The sequence below is a fragment of the Paracholeplasma morum genome (genome assembly GCF_016907055.1).
Taxonomy (GTDB): Bacteria; Bacillota_I; Bacilli_A; order Acholeplasmatales; family UBA5453; genus Paracholeplasma; species Paracholeplasma morum.
The window spans coordinates 34,867-54,882 of sequence record NZ_JAFBBG010000002.1 but is presented as its reverse complement, the minus strand read 5'-3'; the positions used below and the strand labels follow the sequence as shown (position 1 = coordinate 54,882).

General features: G+C 35.1%; 17 protein-coding genes. 15 read left to right on the top strand and 2 right to left on the bottom strand.

Annotated elements, in window-relative coordinates:
• Positions 1-2: 2 nt before the first annotated feature.
• From JN09_RS01635 to JN09_RS01595, 9 genes are all read left to right on the top strand, one after another.
• Positions 3-2,432: a glycoside hydrolase family 3 C-terminal domain-containing protein gene (locus JN09_RS01635; RefSeq protein WP_204432048.1), complete on the top strand. Its 2,430-nt coding sequence runs from the start codon at positions 3-5 to the stop codon at positions 2,430-2,432.
• A complete protein-coding gene (locus JN09_RS01630) occupies positions 2,432-3,064 on the top strand; it encodes a hypothetical protein (RefSeq protein WP_204432047.1) in 633 nt (210 codons plus the stop codon). Before JN09_RS01635 ends, JN09_RS01630 begins: the two co-directional genes overlap by 1 nt.
• A 17-nt stretch (positions 3,065-3,081) precedes the next feature.
• Complete coding sequence (locus tag JN09_RS01625; protein WP_204432046.1) at positions 3,082-4,110, top strand: glycosyltransferase family 2 protein; 1,029 nt, start codon at positions 3,082-3,084, stop codon at positions 4,108-4,110.
• 45 nt (positions 4,111-4,155) lie between these two features.
• Positions 4,156-5,256, top strand: a complete 1,101-nt coding sequence (gene glf / locus JN09_RS01620; RefSeq protein WP_204432045.1) for a UDP-galactopyranose mutase — start codon at positions 4,156-4,158, stop codon at positions 5,254-5,256.
• A 199-nt stretch (positions 5,257-5,455) separates the two neighbouring features.
• Positions 5,456-6,748, top strand: a complete 1,293-nt coding sequence (locus JN09_RS01615) for a DUF2130 domain-containing protein (RefSeq protein ID WP_204432044.1) — start codon at positions 5,456-5,458, stop codon at positions 6,746-6,748.
• On the top strand, positions 6,741-7,517 hold the full coding sequence (locus tag JN09_RS01610; protein ID WP_204432043.1) for an inositol monophosphatase family protein: 777 nt from the start codon (positions 6,741-6,743) through the stop codon (positions 7,515-7,517). The genes JN09_RS01615 and JN09_RS01610 overlap by 8 nt, the downstream gene beginning before the upstream one ends.
• Positions 7,518-7,618: 101 nt before the next feature.
• Complete coding sequence (locus JN09_RS01605; protein WP_204432042.1) at positions 7,619-8,731, top strand: Ldh family oxidoreductase; 1,113 nt, start codon at positions 7,619-7,621, stop codon at positions 8,729-8,731.
• The gene (locus JN09_RS01600) at positions 8,721-9,164 is read left to right on the top strand and encodes a VanZ family protein (RefSeq protein ID WP_204432041.1); all 444 of its coding nucleotides are present in this window, start codon (positions 8,721-8,723) and stop codon (positions 9,162-9,164) included. Before JN09_RS01605 ends, JN09_RS01600 begins: the two co-directional genes overlap by 11 nt.
• A gap of 208 nt (positions 9,165-9,372) precedes the next feature.
• Positions 9,373-9,705 carry a hypothetical protein gene (locus JN09_RS01595; RefSeq protein WP_204432040.1) on the top strand — a complete coding sequence of 111 codons (333 nt, stop codon included), beginning with the start codon at positions 9,373-9,375 and terminating at the stop codon, positions 9,703-9,705.
• A 27-nt stretch (positions 9,706-9,732) separates the two neighbouring features.
• On the opposite strand, the gene JN09_RS01590 is transcribed toward JN09_RS01595, so the two are convergent.
• Positions 9,733-10,479: a hypothetical protein gene (locus JN09_RS01590; RefSeq protein ID WP_204432039.1), complete on the bottom strand. Its 747-nt coding sequence runs from the start codon at positions 10,477-10,479 to the stop codon at positions 9,733-9,735.
• 19 nt (positions 10,480-10,498) lie between these two features.
• Positions 10,499-11,446, bottom strand: coding sequence for an NAD(P)/FAD-dependent oxidoreductase (locus JN09_RS01585; RefSeq protein ID WP_204432038.1), 948 nt, complete (start codon positions 11,444-11,446; stop codon positions 10,499-10,501).
• Between the two features lie 209 nt (positions 11,447-11,655).
• Between JN09_RS01585 and pflB the strand changes: the two genes are divergently transcribed.
• The 6 genes from pflB to purB all read left to right on the top strand — a co-directional run bounded on the left by pflB (position 11,656) and on the right by purB (position 19,975).
• Complete coding sequence (gene pflB / locus JN09_RS01580; protein WP_204432037.1) at positions 11,656-13,914, top strand: formate C-acetyltransferase; 2,259 nt, start codon at positions 11,656-11,658, stop codon at positions 13,912-13,914.
• Positions 13,901-14,644, top strand: coding sequence for a pyruvate formate-lyase-activating protein (pflA, locus tag JN09_RS01575; protein ID WP_204432036.1), 744 nt, complete (start codon positions 13,901-13,903; stop codon positions 14,642-14,644). The genes pflB and pflA overlap by 14 nt, the downstream gene beginning before the upstream one ends.
• A 273-nt stretch (positions 14,645-14,917) precedes the next feature.
• The gene (locus JN09_RS01570) at positions 14,918-16,036 is read left to right on the top strand and encodes a helix-turn-helix domain-containing protein (RefSeq protein WP_204432035.1); all 1,119 of its coding nucleotides are present in this window, start codon (positions 14,918-14,920) and stop codon (positions 16,034-16,036) included.
• Between the two features lie 163 nt (positions 16,037-16,199).
• Complete coding sequence (locus tag JN09_RS01565) at positions 16,200-17,828, top strand: formate--tetrahydrofolate ligase (RefSeq protein WP_204432034.1); 1,629 nt, start codon at positions 16,200-16,202, stop codon at positions 17,826-17,828.
• Between the two features lie 10 nt (positions 17,829-17,838).
• The gene (gene folD / locus JN09_RS01560; RefSeq protein ID WP_204432033.1) at positions 17,839-18,684 is read left to right on the top strand and encodes a bifunctional methylenetetrahydrofolate dehydrogenase/methenyltetrahydrofolate cyclohydrolase FolD; all 846 of its coding nucleotides are present in this window, start codon (positions 17,839-17,841) and stop codon (positions 18,682-18,684) included.
• On the top strand, positions 18,674-19,975 hold the full coding sequence (gene purB / locus JN09_RS01555) for an adenylosuccinate lyase (protein WP_204432032.1): 1,302 nt from the start codon (positions 18,674-18,676) through the stop codon (positions 19,973-19,975). The genes folD and purB overlap by 11 nt, the downstream gene beginning before the upstream one ends.
• Positions 19,976-20,016: the final 41 nt, after the last annotated feature.

Genomic DNA, 20,016 nt, shown 5'->3' with positions numbered 1-20,016 from the left:
CTATGAAAAATGAAAAAATAATCAGCCAATTATCACTCGAACAAAAGGCAAAGCTGTTAGCAGGAAAAGACTTTTGGCAAACTGTAAACATTGATGAATTAGGAATCCCTAGTATCTTTCTGGCAGACGGTCCAAATGGATTACGAAAGCAGAAAGCAGCTGCAGACCATCTAGGTCTAAACGAATCCATAAAGTCAACATGTTTTCCTACTTCTGCAACCATAGCAAATTCATGGAATCCTTTAATTGTAGAAACATTTTCTTCAATGCTTGGCGTTGAAGCTGTGGCTGAACGTGTCAGCGTGGTCTTAGGGCCAGGCGTCAACATTAAAAGAAACCCTCTAGCGGGGAGAAATTTTGAATACTATAGTGAAGACCCATACTTAGCAGGAAAAATAAGTGCAGCGTTTATTAGGGGTGTTCAAAGTAACGGCATTGCGACAACCGTAAAACACTTTGCAGCAAACAACCAAGAATACAGAAGAATGTCTTCAGATTCTGTGGTTGACGAACGAGCATTGAGAGAACTATATTTAACGCCTTTTGAGATATCCGTCAAAGAAGGACAATCAAAGGCAATCATGGCCTCATACAATCTAGTCAATGGTGTTTATGCCAATGAAAATTCACACTTATTAAATGACATTCTTAGAAAAGAATGGGGATTTGATGGGGTAATCGTTTCAGACTGGGGCGGACTAAACGACAAAGTCGCATCGATAAAAGCAACAGCAGAGTTGGAGATGCCAACATCGGGTGGTCAAACAACCCTAGAACTGATTGAAGCAGTAAAGGATGGTAAAGTATCTCAAGAAGAACTTGACCAGGCTGTAGACCGCGTCTTAACGCTTGTGTTTGATACGCATAAAGCTTTTGAGAATAAACCTGTTACTTTTAACAAAGAACTACACCATAGTATTGCCCAAAAAGCAGCAGAAGAATCGATTGTACTCTTGAAAAATGAAGAGAACATCTTACCGATTAAACCTAAAGACAAAGTGGCCATAATAGGTGATTTTGCTAAAGAACAAAGATTTCAAGGGGCTGGATCAAGTGGTGTTAACCCTACACAAGTAGACACAATACTAGACAGCATATCAGATAATGATTTCAATTATGTTGGGTTTTCAAAAGGCTTTCACAGATATGGAAGAAAAAGTAAAAGATTACTAAACCAAGCTAAAAAACTGGCTATAAAAGCAGATGTTGTATTACTATTCTTAGGATTAGACGAATACTCTGAAACCGAAGGCCTAGACAGAAAGACGTTAATGCTACCTCAAAATCAACTGACACTATTAGAACATTTACATGAGGTTAATAAAAATATCGTGGTTGTACTGTCCTGTGGTTCAGTGATTGATACATCATTCGATAGACTTGCTAAAGGATTATTACATACTTATCTACCCGGACAAGCTGGGGCAAAAGCAACCCTTAATATCTTAACTGGTAAAGTATCACCAAGTGGAAAACTGTCAGAAACTTACCCTGTAAGTTACGAACAAGTTCCTTCATCACCTTACTTTCCAGGCAAACAAAATACAGTTGAATACCGTGAAAGTATTTTTGTTGGCTACCGATATTTTGACAAAGCTAGAATTTCAGTCAAATATCCATTTGGACATGGTCTGACCTACTCGAAATTCAATCTTTCGGAGTTGGTGGTTGATGATCATAAGGTAAGTTTCAAAATTAAAAACATTGGAAATTGCGAAGCTCAAGAAGTTGCACAGTTATATATTGGAAAGTCTAACACAAAGATTCTTCGCCCAACAAAAGAGTTGAAAGGCTTCATCAAAGTTGCATTAAAACCAAATGAGGAAAGAGAAGTTTCTATCCCATTTGACGAGTACTCATTTAGATTTTACAACGCCAAGTCAAAACAATTTGAAGTTGAACCAGGCGACTATGAAATTTATATTGGAACTTCCAGTGAAGACATCAGCTTGAAACGCAAGATCATTCAAAAAGGTAACATGACAACATTACCTTACACCTTAGATGAATTGAAAGCTTATAAGGAAATGAACATTTTGAATATACCAAACAAAGAGTTTAAAACCTTATTAGGAAGAGATATTCCAAAGGCAGAGTTTGTTTTCTACAAAAAAAAGAGAATGGTAGTTGACTATAATACAACTGTACAACAACTCAAGTATTCAAGAGGTTGGTCAGGAAGATTCTTTGCATTTGGTGTAAGATTCGGTCATGGATTCTTGCGCTTAATCGGTCAGAAGAAAACGGCCAATATGATGCAAATGGCATTGTATCATAATCCAATGAGAAATATCTCACGATTAACAGGTGGGATGATCACTTGGAAACAACTAGATGGTTTGATATTAATGTTCAACGGCCATTTTTTTAAGGGCGTTAAGCAGTTTATTAAAGGAAGAAACAAAAAACAGAAAAAAGAAGGTAGATCCTAATGGGAAAAGAATCAAAAAGTAAGTTGTCTAAATTTGGACAACGCATCAAAAATATTTGGACTTCATTTAAAGAAAAGCATCCTAGTATTGCACAATTCCTAGTATTCTTCATGCTTAGTAATGGTGTAACAGTTCTGCAATTGGTTTTAATGCCAGTATTTAAAGAAATCTTACAACAGACTAATCTAATTTCTACTAGTTTTAGAATTTGGCAAGTAGGTAAAAACTTCGATGGTTCTCCTTATTATATATTCGACTACGCACCTGGCTTGTTAGCTGCTGGTGGTGGCGGGGGATTGGCATATTTCCTTTCAGTCCAAATCACTATTGGGATTGCACAAGTTATCAATTTCTTTGCACAAAGAAACATTACATTTAAATCCAATACCAATCCATGGATTGCAGCTATGTGGTACTTCATTGCTTACTTAGTAATCACAATTGCAGCAGCAGCCCTACAAGGATTGTACAAAGCACCAATCTATGAACTACTCATTACTACATGGGGATGGAATGCAACAGGTGAAGTGATTGCAGATGTCATCACGATGATTATCAACTCTGCAATATCATTCTGGGTATTCTTTCCAATATTTAAAGTTATCTTTAAACAAAGAAAAGAAACGGTTTAGAAAAACAGAGGAATTTTATGAAGCTTATTACATTTGTCGTACCATCCTATAACTCACAGGATTATTTACATACTGCCGTTGAGTCCTTACTGGTCATAAAAGACGACTGTGAAATCATTATTGTTAATGATGGTTCGACTGACAAAACACTTGAAATAGCCACTATGTATGAAAAGTATTATCCAAACACTGTTAAAGTGATCGATAAACCTAATGGTGGCCATGGATCTGGCGTAAATGCTGGATTAAAAAATGCAACAGGACTATATTTTAAGGTGGTGGATTCAGATGACTGGTTAGATAAGTCATCCCTCCTAAAGTTTGTAGAACAACTCAAAATCCACCACCATAACCAAATAAATATAGATTTATACATTACCAATTTCGTCTATGAACATGTTGAGGATAACACTCAATTTGTCAGAGACTACAGCGAAAACTTCAAAGAAAATGTTGTTTTCAATTGGGATAAGTTGAAAAAGAAATTCAAATACTCTAAAACACTGTTAATGCACGCATTGGTGTTTAGAACAGCCCTTTTAAGAGAGATTGGGCTCGAATTACCGGAACATACTTTCTATGTAGATAATATAGTGGCTTATTTGCCATTACCTTTTGTGAAAAATGTATTCTACATGAATATTCCGCTTTATAGATATTTTATTGGGAGAGCTGACCAATCGGTTACATTAAATAACATATCCAGACGTTATAAACAACAAATCAGAGTTTATGAAGTCATTTATTCTGCCTATTCGTACAGTCAAATTAGTAAATTACCAAAAGGACTACGAAGTTATTTCAAACATTACTTATCATCCATCATGATTATTACGCAAATGTTTACGATATCAGGTAAAGAAAAAGAAAGAAAACAAGACTTGAAACAACTCTGGAAAAAAATTAAGAAAGATGATTTAAGACTATATAGGTTCCTCAGATATCGTTCAAACAATACTCTTGTCAACTTTTTACCTTGGCGAATTAGACGATTTGTAATGATAAAAGGGTACTTGTATTTAGCAAAGAAAGTCAAATTAGGATAACAGATTCTATGAATCTGTTTTTCCGTTTATAGGGGAGGCATAAGGATGTTATATGATTATCTAATTGTTGGAGCCGGTCTTTATGGGTCCATTGTTGCATATGAAGCAGCAAAAAGAGGAAAAAAAGTATTGGTGATTGAGAAAAGATCACACATTGCAGGAAATATATATACAGAAAAACAAGAAGGCATAAATGTCCATAAATATGGTGCACATATTTTCCACACTTCTAATAAAGAGGTATGGGAATATATGAATCAGTTTTCCACATTCAAACCCTTCATTAATTCGCCATTAGCGGTCTATAAAGATAAGGTATATAATTTACCTTTCAACATGAATACCTTTTACCAATTATGGGGGACAAAAACACCCGATGAAGCCAAAGCTATGATCAACTCTCAAATTAAACAATACCACAAACAGGATCCTGCTAATTTAGAAGAACAAGCGATCAACTTGGTTGGTATTGAGATTTATGAAACCTTAATCAAAGGGTATACAGAAAAACAATGGGGAAGACCTTGTACTTCATTACCTGCATTCATCATCAAAAGATTACCAGTGAGATTTACCTATGACAATAACTATTTCAATGATCTTTACCAAGGTATTCCTGAAGGGGGATACACAACCATCATTGAGAAAATGTTGGAAAATGTTGAGGTTAAACTCTCAACAGATTATTATGAGAATCGAGCCTATTTCGACTCGATTGCAAAAAAAGTGGTTTACACAGGTCCAATCGACCAGTTCTTTGATTATGCTTTAGGGGTGCTAGGTTATCGTTCACTAAGGTTTGAGACAGAAACTCTTGATAGTGAAAACTACCAAGGCAATGCTGTTATTAACTATACCGATGTGTCAGTGCCTTATACAAGAATTATTGAACATAAACACTTTGATTCTGCAAAATCGAATAAGACGATAATTACCAAAGAATATCCAGAAAACTGGGAACTTAGTAAAGAAGCATTTTATCCGATTAACGATGAGATAAATAACGGAATATTAGCCTCTTATAATGAACTTAAGAAGCATTATCCGAACCATTATTTTGGAGGCAGATTAGCAGATTATAAGTACTATGACATGCATATTGTTGTTGAAAATGCTTTAAAATTCGTTAAAGATGAGTTTGATTAATACCAACAAATTATTAAGCAAGTTAAGAATATAACCACACATTCAATAATAATGAATACCACTTTAGCTAGCCAAAATGGTATTTTTTATTGTGTCTTTGACTTGAGGGGTACATTAATAAGGTTTAGTAAGGGGGACTTGTTCACCTATTCTTACGAAAATATAGTATAATGAAATTAGTGAAAAAGGAGTGACTTATATGAACCAAATTAAGTGTCCCCACTGTGGAAAAGAGTTTACGATTGACGAGTCTAGCTACTTAGATATTGTTAAACAAATCAAAGACAAAGAATATCAAAAAGATCTACATGAACGACTTGAAGCGTTGAAAATCGCATCAGAAAAAGACATTGAACTTGCGAAAAACAAGGTTAAGTCAGAATTGAGTGAAACGTTATCTCGTAAGGAAATGGAACTATCTAATCTCAAGCAAAAACTTGAATTGGTTGATAATGAGAAAAAGATGGCGGTTATGTCTGCAGAGTCTTCTTTAAAAGAAAAGCTTTCCAATCAAGAGAAAACCATTTTAGAACTTAAGGCTTTGTTAGAAAATCAAGCCAAGACTAAAGAGTTAGAAGCTCAAGCATTGTTATATTCGAAAGAACAAGAACTGATTAATCTCAAAAACAAAATCGAACTTGAACAAAAACAAGCAGAACTTGAGAAAAACTCACTTAGATTAAGCTATGATGAGAAACTCAAACAAAAAGATGAAACGATTGCTTTTTATAAAGATTTTAAAGCCAAACAATCCACTAAGATGATTGGTGAATCCCTTGAACAACACTGTGAGAATGAGTTTAATCGCTTAAGATCACTTGCATTTCCTAAGGCAACCTTTGGCAAAGACAACGATGCCCAATCAGGCTCTAAAGGGGATTATATTTACCGTGAGTACGATGATGAAGGCATTGAAATTATCTCTATTATGTTTGAGATGAAAAACGAAGCCGATGAAACTGCAACCAAGAAGAAAAACGAACACTTCTTAAAAGAACTTGATAAAGATAGAACCGAAAAGAAATGTGAGTATGCTGTATTGGTATCCCTACTAGAAGGGGATTCTGACTTATATAATAACGGCATTGTTGATATGTCACATTTATACGCTAAAATGTATGTGATTAGACCACAGTTCTTCATCCCGATTATTACATTACTTAGAAATGCATCGATGAATGCGTTGAAATATAAACAAGAAGCGGCTTTGATGAGAAAACAAAACATTGATATCACTACCTTTGAAGAAGACTTAGATAAATTCAAAGAAGCATTCTCTAGAAACTACGAACTCGCAAGTAGAAAATTCAGTGATGCGATAAAAGGTATTGATAATACAATCAGCCAACTTCAAAAGACCAAAGAAGCCTTGTTATCTAGTGAAAATAACTTAAGACTAGCAAATGATAAGGCAGAAAATCTAACCGTTAAAAAACTCGTTAGAAACAACCCTACAATGAAAGAAAAGTTTGATGCTTTGAAAGATGAATAACATGTATACTAAAGAACTCAACCTACTTAAAGAAGTCTTACCCAAACTCTATCAAGATACGCTCAAACAAACCAAAGACATCAAGTTTAAAGGTCCAGAAGATATGGTCACATCTTCTGACCTATATATTGAATCAAATCTCATAAAAGCAATTCTTGAGGTATTCCCAAAAGATACCTTTTTAAGTGAAGAATTTCATAGTAAAGCAGAACTTAAGAATCGAACCTGGATTATTGATCCGATTGATGGAACCAGCAATTATGGGGTATCTTTAAATCTGTTTGTGATGCAAGTGGCCCTTTATGATCGGGATGATATTGCACTGAGCGTTATCTACTACCCTAGTGAAGAAAAGTTATACTATGCGATTAAAGGTCAGGGCGCTTACTTAAATGACAAAAGGTATTATGTAGATAGTCTTTTTGAAAGACAAAATGATATGTTATCGATGGTTGGTTACACAATTAGAAGTACGGAAAAGAAGTATTATACGATTCTACTAAATCATGCGATTGATAAACACTTTAAACTGCGAATGTTAGGTAGTATTGGGTTAGAACTAATGTATGTATCAACAGGTGTATTTACGGTTTTCTATTCGAATATCAAGAATCTTTGGGATTTAGCACCAGGCGTATTACTTGCTAAAGAAGCTCAAGCCTTTTTGTTTAATGAAAAAGGATTAGAGTATCAACTTGGAGATTCTCATTTGTTTATAACTAAGACTAATAAATTAAAAAACGAAATACTCGAAGTCATTAGCAAATAAGCCACTTTTTAGTGGCTTTTATCATCTTTACGTTTAGATGTATTAAGGGTAAAATACTAGTAAGGAATCATGTCGGAAAATAAAGAATTGAGGGAGAACTCATGAGAAATAACAGAGTAACGACAGAAGAGATTAGACGCTTTATGGAGTTGGCTTTTTTAAAAGTTGGCTTAGATGAAGAAGATTCAAAAGTTTGTGCAGATGTAATTGTCGAAAGCGACATCAGAGGCATTCCGTCTCATGGGATTAACCGGTTTAAACCTTTTTATATTGATCGAATTATCAACCACATTCAAAGTCCTGAAACTAAAATAGAAGTTTTAAGAGATACACCAACCACAGCCGTATTAGATGGCCATAACGGAATGGGGATGGTTGTTTCAAAAAGAGCCATGGAAATGGCCATCACCAAAGCGAAGCAATTAGGCATAGGAATGGTTACAGTTAGAAATTCTACCCATTATGGTATTGCAGGTTATTACGCCACTATGGCTACCAAAGAAGGCCTTATAGGGATTACTGGCACTAACGCTAGACCAGCGATAGCGCCTACGTTTGGTGTTTCAAATATGTTGGGGACAAATCCACTTACGTTTGGCATGCCTTCTGACGAACCATTTCCTTTTGTTTTAGACTGTGCAACCTCGGTCATTCAAAGAGGAAGAATTGAATATTATGCAAAAAATCATAAAAATACCCCAGAAGGATTAGTCATTGATAGAGAGGGTAATAGCCTTACAGATAGTGAGAAAATCCTTGAAATGCTTGTAAAGAATGAAGCGGCTCTCGCGCCACTTGGTGGCATAGGTGAAGAACATGCCGGATATAAAGGTTATGGGTACGCGACCGTAGTAGAAATACTATCTAGTGCCCTACAAAGTGGCGCATTCTTACATATGCTTTCAGGCATTACTGAAGAGGGGAAACCAAAACCAATCCCTGTTGGACATTTCTTTATTGCGATTAACCCAGAGTTCTTCATGGGATTAGACGCATTTAAGACTACAACAGGCAATATACTTAGATCTCTAAGAGATTCTACACTCGCAAAAAATCAAACGCGAATTTATACTGCTGGAGAAAAAGAGTACCTAGCTTCACAAACAGTACTCAAAGAAGGTATTTTAGTAACAGATGCTATAAAAAAAGATTTGTTTGAAGTGAGAGATAAATTAAACATCGACTTTAGGTTTGGATTTGAAAATGAGGAATAAAAGATATATTTGGATTTTCTTAGGTCTGTTATGTAACTTAATCATATTCGGACATTCAATGATGAATGCATCTACCTCAAGTACGGAAAGTAACTTCATTGTTGATTTTCTGAGTAAGGTTTTAGGTGTCATTAATATCCATATTGATAAGGGGACTTTGAGTTTTCTAGTAAGAAAAACAGCGCATTTTAGTATATTTGCGATCTCAGCAACTATCTGGTTTCAGATGTATAAAACACTAAAAATGAAACCGTTTACATACTTTTCGATCATTCATGGATTAATTACGGCAATTACAGACGAAACCATTCAAGGATTTAGTGTTGGAAGGTCAAAAGAATTACGAGATGTCATCATTGACGTGTATGGGGTTTTCGTTGGTTGTTTGGCTATTTTGCTCATAGATTATCGTAGAGGAGAAGATACGCATTAAAATAATGAGTGTCAAACCCTAAAGTTTGATTTTTATAATTTTTCAATAATAAAGATAATTGAATTGATAATTGTTCGGAAATGCAAAATCAATTTAAAACCCTAGTGAAACGTTTTATCGTGTGATATACTATAATTGTAATAACTGTTGACATATTATATTGATGTGATAAAATCATTGAGGTATTTCTGAATGTCGAGGTGTAATAATGAACAGAATAATTAGTTTTTTTGGTGGAATCACTATACTATCGCCTTTGGGGGGATATGTATCCTATAAAGCATTGGAAAATCATATTTTAACAATAGCATTTGTGTTTATATTTTTTTTGAGTTTAGCAATCACAATTAGTTGGTTATATAACAAATATCAAAGTCCTAAATGCGATACATGCAATAACCCACTACACTTGGTAAGTAAAACTTCCATAGCTCAAGAAGAAATAATCAAACGAGGAACGTTTATTTTTACCCACACATACCAATATCACTATCATTGTGAACATTGTAAAAAAGACATAGACATTATTAAGAAAAAATAAGCATTGCCGAAATCGGCAATGCTTTTATTATGCAGCAGCGTTTTTTTGTATTTCTTTAGCATTTATCGATAGATTCGCCCCTAAAGCAATGATAGTTACAAGTTCCTCTTGCTCGTTTGTATAGACTTTTGAAAAACTAAAGCCTGGGCTTAAATGCGTTTTTATCGTAAAACTACCTAGTGTTTGATCATCAAAACGAGTGGAATCTTTTATGTAATAAGTATCATCCATCTTTTCGATTAAAAGCGTTCCTTTTGTAGAAAAAGTGACGTTATTCTTTTTTGAACTATATTTATAACTGTATCGTAATTCATTGTTTTGATAAACATCAAACCCGAAGATGGTATTCTTGACTTTGTATACCGCGTATTCAGATAAACTAAAGTAGCTCTTGGAAGGTTTAATAGAAATAACTCTTCTTGGTTCACTGTAAAATAGCTGATAATGTCTAAATCTTCTTTCGATGAAATTCGTTATCACAATGGAACCTATGGATTCGTTCTCAGATGTAAACTTAATGAGATCTGAAGCAGTAGTGTCTTGATAGATTTTGTAATGAGGCTCATTAAGTACCTTCATGATTCGTCTGAACCTAGCACTAAAATAACGAAAATCAACAGCTAGTCTGTTAACATCGGTCGCATTGGATGCAAGTGGCAACAGATCATGAGTTCTTTCTTTTAAATCGTTCTTTGTTAATGAATTGGTTAATTCAAGATCAATAGAAACAAGGTAATTCTTTAGTCTATTAATGAATCTTTTAGTTACAAACATACGCTTTTCTCCTTTAAGACTAGTGCTTATGTGTCAAGGTTTTATCTGGATATAAAACTTGAGTGATAGCACAAATTGCGGTTGCAGCTTCACCTAATGCTGTAGAAATCATCTTACGCTTACCTGGATAGGTAACGCCATTACCAACTGCATAGATGTTATCTAAGCTAGTTTGCATATCACTTTTGACAGTGATCAATTTGTTTTGATAAGATAATCCCCAATCCTCAAAAGTGTTTTTAGAGGCTTGCGAACCGTAAAAGACGAATAAGGCGTCTAGCTTAATCTCTTTTTGTTCTTTGGTTTCTGTGTTTTCAATCACTAAGTACTCGACTTTATCATACCCGATTACATCGGTTGGGACATATGGGGTTAATACAGTACCGGTTTCTTTAATTTTAATGACGTTACGTTCATGAGCTCTAAACTCATTACGTCTATGAATGAGCGTGACGCTATTAGCAACTTCGTTTAGGGTAAGTGCCCAGTCAACGCTTGAATCACCGCCACCAAGAACCACTAAGTCTTGATTCTTAAAATCACTAACAGATTTGACATTATAGTAGATGTTTGTCTTTCCTAACGCATTTTCTAAATCTAGTAATCTAGGTTCAAATACGCCGCCTCCGTTAGCAAGCAATATGGTTTTTGTTTTATAAGTAGTTTTAGTTGTTTTGAGTATGTAACCACCTTCGATACGTTCAATAGAAATGGCTTTTTCATTTAAGTATAAAGGAATTTCATTTTCATATTGTCGGTATTGATTGAATAAGTTCTCAATCAATTCCCCAGCACTAATCTTCGTATACCCTGGCATATCATAGACCATTTTTTCTTTGTATAAGTTTAAAGTGCCACCATACTCATAGGCGGATTCTAATATACAAGCTTTTAAGTTATGCATGCCGGCTAATGTGGCGGCATATAGGCCAGCAGGACCTGAACCAATGATGATTGTATCTAACATTTTTATACCTCAATTTGGATTCTTTACACTTAAATTATATACACACACGCATGCATTTTATATCTTTAATCCTATGATAACGTTATCATTGGTAGATGGTATAAGGTTAAAACGTTTTCATTATGATATCAGATGCAATCGGTTAAAAATATCGATATAATGTGTTTGTAATTAACGATCAGTTAAATTTAATAGGAGGATTATTACCGATGAATAATTGGAATGGTTTTAAAGGAGACTCATGGACTGGGTCTGTAAATGTGCGCGATTTTATCGTTGATAACTATGAAGAATACCTAGGGGATGAATCATTTTTAGTTGGACCTACGGAAGCTTCTACAAAGTTAAATGATTTATTTATTGACTTATTACGTCAAGAAAAAGAAAATGGTGGGGTTCTAGAATGCGATACTGATGTGGTTGCATCAATCACTTCACATGGACCTGGTTATCTTGATAAGAGTTTAGAAAAAATTGTTGGGTTGCAAACAGATAAACCACTTAAAAGAGGATTCCATCCATATGGTGGTATTCAAGTAGCAGTTAAAGCTGCTGAAGCTTATGGATATCATGTTAGTGATGATCTACAACATGTATTCACTCACTATAGAAAGACTCATAACCAAGGGGTATTCGATGTTTATAACAAAGAAATCAGAGCGGTTAGAAGTTCAGGAGTTGTAACAGGCTTACCTGATGCTTATGGTAGAGGAAGAATCATTGGTGACTATAGAAGAGTAGCTTTATATGGTATTGACTTCTTAGTTGAAGAAAAAATCAAAGAAAAAGACTCTTATCATTATCCAATGACTGAGAAGACTATTCGTGCTATTGAAGAAACCACGGAACAAATCAATTCACTATTACGTTTGAAAGAACTTGCTGCAGCTTATGGTTTTGACATTTCTAAACCAGCTACAACTGCTCAAGAAGCGATCCAATGGTTATACTTTGGATACCTAGGCGCTGTTAAAGAACAAAACGGTGCGGCAATGTCTTTAGGTAGAACAGCTACTTTCTTAGACATTTATATCGAAAGAGACATCAAGAACGGTTTAATTACTGAAGAAGAAGCTCAAGAATTAGTTGACCACTTTATTTTAAAACTAAGAATGGTTCGTTTTGCAAGAACACCAGAATATAATGAATTATTTACAGGAGACCCAACATGGGTTACTGAAGTATTAGCAGGTATGTGTAATGATGGAAGAAGCTTTGTCACAAAGACTTCATACAGATACTTACAAACCCTTTATAACCTAGGGACATCTGCTGAACCAAACCTAACCATCCTTTGGAGTGAAAGATTACCAGAAAACTTTAAACGTTTTGCTGCTAAGGTTTCAATTGACACATCTTCAATTCAATATGAAAATGATGAAGTAATGAGACCAGAACACACAGATGACTATGCAATCGCATGTTGTGTATCTCCAATGGCTATTGGTAAAGAAATGCAATTCTTCGGTGCAAGAGCTAACGTTGCTAAAGCATTACTATACTCATTAAACGGTGGTAAAGACGAAATTTCAGGCAAACAAGTCGGACCTAAAAAAGACGTCGTTAAAGCTGAAGTATTAGATTTTGATACAGTAATGAAAAACTATGATGAAACCTTAGAATGGTTAGCTGAAGTTTATGTTAATACACTAAATATCATCCACTATATGCATGATAAATATGCTTATGAAGCATTCGAAATGGCTTTACACGATAAAGAAGTTGTAAGAAACTTTGCAACCGGTATGGCTGGTTTATCTGTAGTAGCTGACTCATTATCTGCAATCAAGTATGCGAAAGTTAAACCAGTTTACGATAACGAAACAGGTTTAATCGTTGATTTTGAAACTGAAGGTGAATTCCCATGCTATGGTAATAACGACGACAGAGTTGACTCAATCGCTGTTGATCTAGTTAACCGTTTCATGGCTAAGATTAGAAAACACCACACTTACCGTGATTCAGTACCTACAATGAGCGTTCTAACCATTACTTCTAACGTAGTATATGGTAAGAAGACAGGTAATACACCTGATGGTAGAAGAAAAGGTACACCATTTGCACCAGGCGCTAACCCAATGCACGGCAGAGACACTTCAGGGGCACTAAAATCCTTACTAAGTGTTGCTAAGATTCCATGTGAATCTTGTCAAGATGGTATTTCAAATACATTCACCATCGTGCCTCAAGCCTTAGGTAAAGAGGACACATTAATGTTTGAAAACGCAATGTGTTCAGATATTAAATCAGAAAACCTAGTTTCAATTCTTGATGGGTATTTCACAAGCGGCGGGTACCATTTAAACGTAAACGTCTTACTTAGAGAAAAACTAATCGAAGCAATGAACAATCCACACCTATACCCTAACTTAACCATTAGAGTATCTGGATATGCTGTAAACTTCAGCTTGCTAACTCAAGAACAAAAACTAGATGTTATCGCAAGAACATTCCATGAATCCATCTAAGATTTTAAACGTGCATTCCATTGAAACAATGGGTGCGTTTGATGGACCAGGTATTCGCTATATTGTATTCTTACAAGGGTGTCCTTTTAGATGTCAATATTGCCATAACCGTGATACTTGGGATACAAAAATGAATTTACCAAAAACGCCCGAAGCGATTTTGGAAGATTACATGAAGTATAAATCCTTTTACAAACAAGGTGGCATCACCGTCTCTGGCGGTGAACCACTCTTGCAGGTGGAAGCTTTAATAGAACTCTTCAAGCTCTTTAAATCAAACGGCATTCATACATGCATTGATACATCCGGTGCTTCCTTCAACCCGCAACAGACTGAAAAAATGGATGAACTCATGCAGTATACAGATTTAGTCCTTTTAGACATTAAACACATCGATGATGAGGGACATAAAGTGTTAGTTGGCGCATCTAATAAAAACGTACTAGCTTTTGCAAACTATTTGAATAATATCAATAAAGACGTATATATTAGACATGTATTAATTCCTGGAATAACCGGCGAAGAAGAATATCTAAAACGTCTAAGGGTCTTTTTAGATACCTTATCAAACGTCAAACAAATAGATATTTTACCTTACCATAAAAAAGGAATTATGAAATGGGAAGCACTCAAATACGACTATCCCTTAAAAGATGTGGAAGAACCATCCAAAGATCTTATCTATACCGCTCATGATATCTTAAAGACTTGTTACGAGTATAAAAAATAGAGGCATAGTTTATCTATACCTTACTAACAACCATTCTGGACAAAAACAGAGTGGTTTTTTATACTCTTAAGCAATTGATTATAATTAGATAATCATTAGATGTATTATATATTGATGAGCAGGTTGGCGATTTGTCCTATTTTTCTATTGATAAAAACAAAAAAATTATTAGTGAATTAATCAAGTTAATTCATAATTATTTCATTTATGTATATGTCCGAAATTGTAGAGACTATTGTGATATAATAACTATGCTAAAAAAGGGTGTCATTTATGGTGCGTTACGAGCAGTATAAAAAAATCTTAATTTACATTGAGAAAAACCTAACGGGTAAGTTTTACTATGGCGAGATGGAGAAGAAACTAAACTATTCCATTAGACATATTAGAAGACTCTTTTCTTATTACAATGTAAAACCAATTAACAGATATATTTCTGAACGCAAAATGGCCAATATCCTTTATAGCGTACAAATGCTTAATGAGTCTATTCATGATGCCATTCATAAATATGGGTTTCAAAGCTATGATTCATTCTCAAGAGCATTTAAAAGTTTTTATGGAAAGACCCCTGCTAGACATAATCATGAGTTTAAAGTTGTGATTAGAAAAATAGCAGGCGAACTAACTGTTCCAGTTATTTCTACCGATTTCTACTTAAATGAGGAACTTGAGTCTTTAAGCTTAAAAGATGTATATTGGGGAAGTGATGATATATTAGTTACTTCGTTTCTTCTTAACTTCAACAATGAATCTAAAAGCCTTATCGAATCACTATTAGAAATGGAATCTGGTGCTGATTATTTACAAACAATTAACTTAAATAACCAAGCATTCGATGAAACATCGATTAAAACTCTAATTCATAAAATCATTACGAGCCCAAGCTGCGAACAATCAAACAAACACATTCTATTCATGCCATATATTAAAGAACACAAAGATACGATTGACTTATTTATGAAAGTTATCAGGGATAATGGTGATATCGCAATCCAGTTTGATGATAAAGTAATGGTTTCAAATAATGCGTATGAAAGACTCTTTTATTCGCTGATTAAATATCTAAATTCGACTAAGAGTTTGGGTATTAATCATGATGGTATTGCAGATTATATGAGAAATGGCTACAACCTAATCACCTATAATGAAGGATCTGCATCCGAATTACCAACACTTTTACTACAAACTCTGAAACATATTTCTTTGAAAGAGGATTACGAGAATAAAACCCATATCTTATTAGTTCAAACGAGAACTGACTCGGAACTGGACTCCATAATCGACGCACTTCAGTTAGATAGAAAGACCAATAATTCCAAACTAGAACTTGGATTTATCATTGATGAGAAACAAGACAAAGATGTCAAAATCATTTTGATTCAAATTTAACTTAGTTATAAATATAGGTAGCAAACTATCTATATCTATATACCCCCCACACAGAGGAATGTCTGAAAAGACATTTCTTTATTTTTTACCCCCATAGAAAATTTCTAATGGCTTATTTGGTATGTTATAATTAAAATAAGTAGAGATGAAAGGGGCCATTATAATGAAAGATGACGTAACCATTTCAAACGAAGCAATCAAACTTCAAATTAAAGAGATCGCCAAGAAAATAGATATCTTGGATTCAGAAATCGAGCCATATGGAAAGTATATTGCTAAGATCAGTAACTCTGTGTATAACAGACTTATAGACAAACCTAACGGGAAACTTATACTTGTTACAGCAATTACACCAACCCCATTTGGTGAGGGTAAGACAACCATGACTGTTGGATTGGTAGATGCTTTATCAAGAGTAGGAAAACGCGTAATTGGGGCATTAAGAGAGCCTTCACTTGGTCCTGTTTTAGGGATGAAGGGTGGCGCCACTGGTGGTGGGTATGCCCAAGTATTACCTAAAGAAAAAATCAATCTCCATTTTACCGGGGACATCCATGCGATATCAGCGGCTCATAATTTTTTATCTGCAGCCATTGATAATACATTGCACTACGGCAACCCATTAGACTTGGATATCAACCGTATTGTTTGGCCAAGAACACTGGACATGAATGACCGTTCAATAAGAGACATCAAAACAAACACAAGAGAAGATCACTTTATCATCACAGCAGCCAGTGAAATCATGGCTATTTTGTGTTTAGCAAAAGACCTTAAAGACTTACGTGAAAGACTTGGTAGTATTCTAATTGGCTACAACCTAGAGGGTGAAGAAGTTTTAGCAAGCAGCTTAAACATTACGGACTCACTAGTAATCTTATTACAGGATGCTATGAAACCAAACCTGGTTCAGACTTTGGAGCACAACCCAGTATTAATTCATGGTGGACCATTCGCCAACATCGCCCATGGCTGTAACTCTATTGTTGCAACCAAGACGGCATTAAAACTTGCCGACTATGTAATTACTGAGGCTGGATTTGGAGCTGATTTAGGGGCAGAAAAGTTCATGGATATTAAGACTCGTGTTTTAGGCGAAACCCCTGATGCCGTCGTTTTAGTAGCAACCTTAAGGGCACTTAAATACCATGGACAAGATGGAACCATTTCCGAATTAGATTCGTTAAAGATTGGTCTATCCAATCTAGAAAAGCATATCCAGAATGTTAAGAAGTTTAACATCCCATATGTGATTGCACTTAATAAATTTGAGTCGGATACAATGGATGAGTTAACCTTTATCCAAAACTGGGCAAAAGAGAATAACCATCCAATTAGCTTAGCTGAAGTATTCTTAAAAGGGTCTTTGGGTGGTATTGACTTGGCGAATAAAGTGGTTGAATTATCTAAGACTAAACAGACCTTGGTAAGAATGTATGAACTAGAAGATAGCCTATTTGATAAGGTAAAAAAGGTTTCTACCAATGTCTATGGTGCATCCGATGTCATCTATTCTGACAAGGCTAAAGAGAAATTAGAAGCTTTAAGCAAATCCTATAATCACTATTCAATTTGCATAGCGAAGACGCCGCTATCATTCTCAAACGATCCTAAGAAAAAAGGAATTCCACATAAGTTTGACCTAAAGATTGATGACGTTAGAATATCGCGTGGGGCTGGGTTTATCGTCTTATTAACAAAGGGAATTATTACAATGCCAGGGCTACCTCTTGAACCAAATGCAAGTAAGATGTTTATTGATGATAATGGCATCATCAGTGGGAAACTATAGGAGGTATCTAATGATTATTGATGGAAAACAAACAGCAAAGAATAATGAATTGCTTCTAAAAGAGAAGGTAGATTCACTTTATAATAAGTATGGTCGTGTGCCTTCTTTAACGGTTATTTTGGTAGGTGAAGAACCGGCCTCTATGGCCTATGTTACTTCAAAGAAAAAAGCTTGTGAACGTGTTGGCATAAAGGCCTCTATCGAAAGACTGGATAGTAGTATCTCTGAAGATGAACTTATAAAAATCATTAGTGGATTAAATAATGATGATTCGATTGATGGGATTCTTGTTCAATTACCACTACCAAAACATATGAATGAAACGGTTATATTAAACACAGTTAGTCCAAACAAAGACGTTGATGGACTTCATACAATTAACGCAGGTAAACTTTTTTCTAAACAACCAGGTATAAGACCAGCAACCCCTTTAGGGATTATGATGTTATTAGAGACGTATCAAATCCCAATTGAAGGAAAACACGCAGTCATTGTTGGTAGGTCTAATCTGGTAGGTATGCCTATAGGAAAACTTCTTTTAGATCAAAACGCCAGTGTTACTTTTGTACACAGCAAGACTAAAAATATGAAAGAACTAACCTTACAGGCAGACATCCTTGTTGTAGCAATCGGGAAAGCCAATTACATAGATGACTCTTATGTGAAAGAAGGGGCTGTCGTAATTGATGTAGGTATCAACCGTGTTCTAGGTAAACTGGTAGGGGATGTTGACTTTAATAAAGTGGCCGATAAAGCATCTTACATTACACCTGTTCCGGGCGGAGTTGGTCCAATGACAATATCAGCATTACTCTTCAATGTTATTAAACAGTACGAGGCTAAATATGATCGATAGATATCAAAGGAAACCTTTTAAGGCGTTATTTAGTTTAGAGTCAAGGTATGAAGCATTCCTTGAAGTCGAAAAAAAAGCCAGTGAAGCCTGGTACAAAAAAGGACTTATTACTAAAGAAGAGTTAGACGATATTTTAGAAGTTACATTTGATTTAAACGAGATCAATGAACTAGAAAAAGAGACTAAACATGATGTTATCGCATTCACGAGAAATCTATCAAACCGGTTGAATAGTGATGCGAAGAAATGGATTCATTACGGATTGACTTCTACCGATGTTGTAGATACGGCAAATGGCCTTATTATCAAAAAAGCCAATGAAATACTAGAGAAGGATATTCATGAGTTCATGGCTGTTTTAAAAGAAAAAGCATTTCAATATCGCTCAACCATTTGCATGGGAAGAACTCATGGAATTCATGCTGATATTACAGTCTTTGGCTTAAAGTATACTTTATGGTACGATGAGTTTAAAAGACATTTAGATAGGTTTCATATGGCAAGAAAACAAGTAGAAGTGGGTAAGATTAGTGGGGCTGTGGGAAACTATGCGAATGTAGATCCGTTTATTGAGTCGGATGTATGTGCATCGCTTGGACTAGCTCCAAGTGATATCTCTACACAAGTCCTGCAAAGAGAATCAATTGCATTTTATATCACAACACTCGCCCTTATCGGAACCACCTTAGAAAAAATCGCACTTGAGATTAGACATTTATCGAGAACTGAAGTGGGAGAGACTAAAGAAGGATTCTCTAAGAATCAAAAAGGCTCTTCGGCAATGCCACATAAAAAGAATCCAATTAGTAGTGAAAACATCACCGGATGCGCAAGACTGCTTCGTGGATATATATCTCCAGTATTTGAAGACATCAGTCTATGGCATGAAAGAGATATATCTCATTCAAGCGTTGAACGAGTTGTTTTAGAAGATTCTACATCATTACTTGACTACATGCTAACTAGATTTAAAGAAGTTATCTCAAACCTTTATGTGGATGATGGAAGGATGCTAGAAAACATTCAAATGACTTACGGGGCAATCTATGCCCAAAGAATTATGAATAAACTCATTGATAAGTATGGTTATACTCGTGAAGACGCGTATGACTTTATTCAAAAAGTTTCAATCCAAGCCATTGAGTCTAAGACGCCTATCGAAATACTCTTGTTAGAAGAAGGGATGTATAGACCTATTCATCCTTTAACTCAGAAGGATATTAAGGACTCCATGAGCCATGATTACTACTTAAAACATGTAGATCAAATATATCATAAAGTATTTAGATAAATTTCACCATGCGTATCTTTTGACTTCAAACTCTTATATTA

Bases quoted from the DNA above. Each gene is read 5' to 3' on its own strand.
- JN09_RS01635 (WP_204432048.1), top strand. From the start codon at position 3: ATGAAAAATGAAAAAATAATCAGCCAATTATCACTCGAACAAAAGGCA.
- JN09_RS01630 (WP_204432047.1), top strand. From the start codon at position 2,432: ATGGGAAAAGAATCAAAAAGTAAGTTGTCTAAATTTGGACAACGCATC.
- JN09_RS01625 (WP_204432046.1), top strand. From the start codon at position 3,082: ATGAAGCTTATTACATTTGTCGTACCATCCTATAACTCACAGGATTAT.
- glf (WP_204432045.1), top strand. From the start codon at position 4,156: ATGTTATATGATTATCTAATTGTTGGAGCCGGTCTTTATGGGTCCATT.
- JN09_RS01615 (WP_204432044.1), top strand. From the start codon at position 5,456: ATGAACCAAATTAAGTGTCCCCACTGTGGAAAAGAGTTTACGATTGAC.
- JN09_RS01610 (WP_204432043.1), top strand. From the start codon at position 6,741: ATGAATAACATGTATACTAAAGAACTCAACCTACTTAAAGAAGTCTTA.
- JN09_RS01605 (WP_204432042.1), top strand. From the start codon at position 7,619: ATGAGAAATAACAGAGTAACGACAGAAGAGATTAGACGCTTTATGGAG.
- JN09_RS01600 (WP_204432041.1), top strand. From the start codon at position 8,721: ATGAGGAATAAAAGATATATTTGGATTTTCTTAGGTCTGTTATGTAAC.
- JN09_RS01595 (WP_204432040.1), top strand. From the start codon at position 9,373: ATGAACAGAATAATTAGTTTTTTTGGTGGAATCACTATACTATCGCCT.
- JN09_RS01590 (WP_204432039.1), bottom strand. From the start codon at position 10,479: ATGTTTGTAACTAAAAGATTCATTAATAGACTAAAGAATTACCTTGTT.
- JN09_RS01585 (WP_204432038.1), bottom strand. From the start codon at position 11,446: ATGTTAGATACAATCATCATTGGTTCAGGTCCTGCTGGCCTATATGCC.
- pflB (WP_204432037.1), top strand. From the start codon at position 11,656: ATGAATAATTGGAATGGTTTTAAAGGAGACTCATGGACTGGGTCTGTA.
- pflA (WP_204432036.1), top strand. From the start codon at position 13,901: ATGAATCCATCTAAGATTTTAAACGTGCATTCCATTGAAACAATGGGT.
- JN09_RS01570 (WP_204432035.1), top strand. From the start codon at position 14,918: ATGGTGCGTTACGAGCAGTATAAAAAAATCTTAATTTACATTGAGAAA.
- JN09_RS01565 (WP_204432034.1), top strand. From the start codon at position 16,200: ATGAAAGATGACGTAACCATTTCAAACGAAGCAATCAAACTTCAAATT.
- folD (WP_204432033.1), top strand. From the start codon at position 17,839: ATGATTATTGATGGAAAACAAACAGCAAAGAATAATGAATTGCTTCTA.
- purB (WP_204432032.1), top strand. From the start codon at position 18,674: ATGATCGATAGATATCAAAGGAAACCTTTTAAGGCGTTATTTAGTTTA.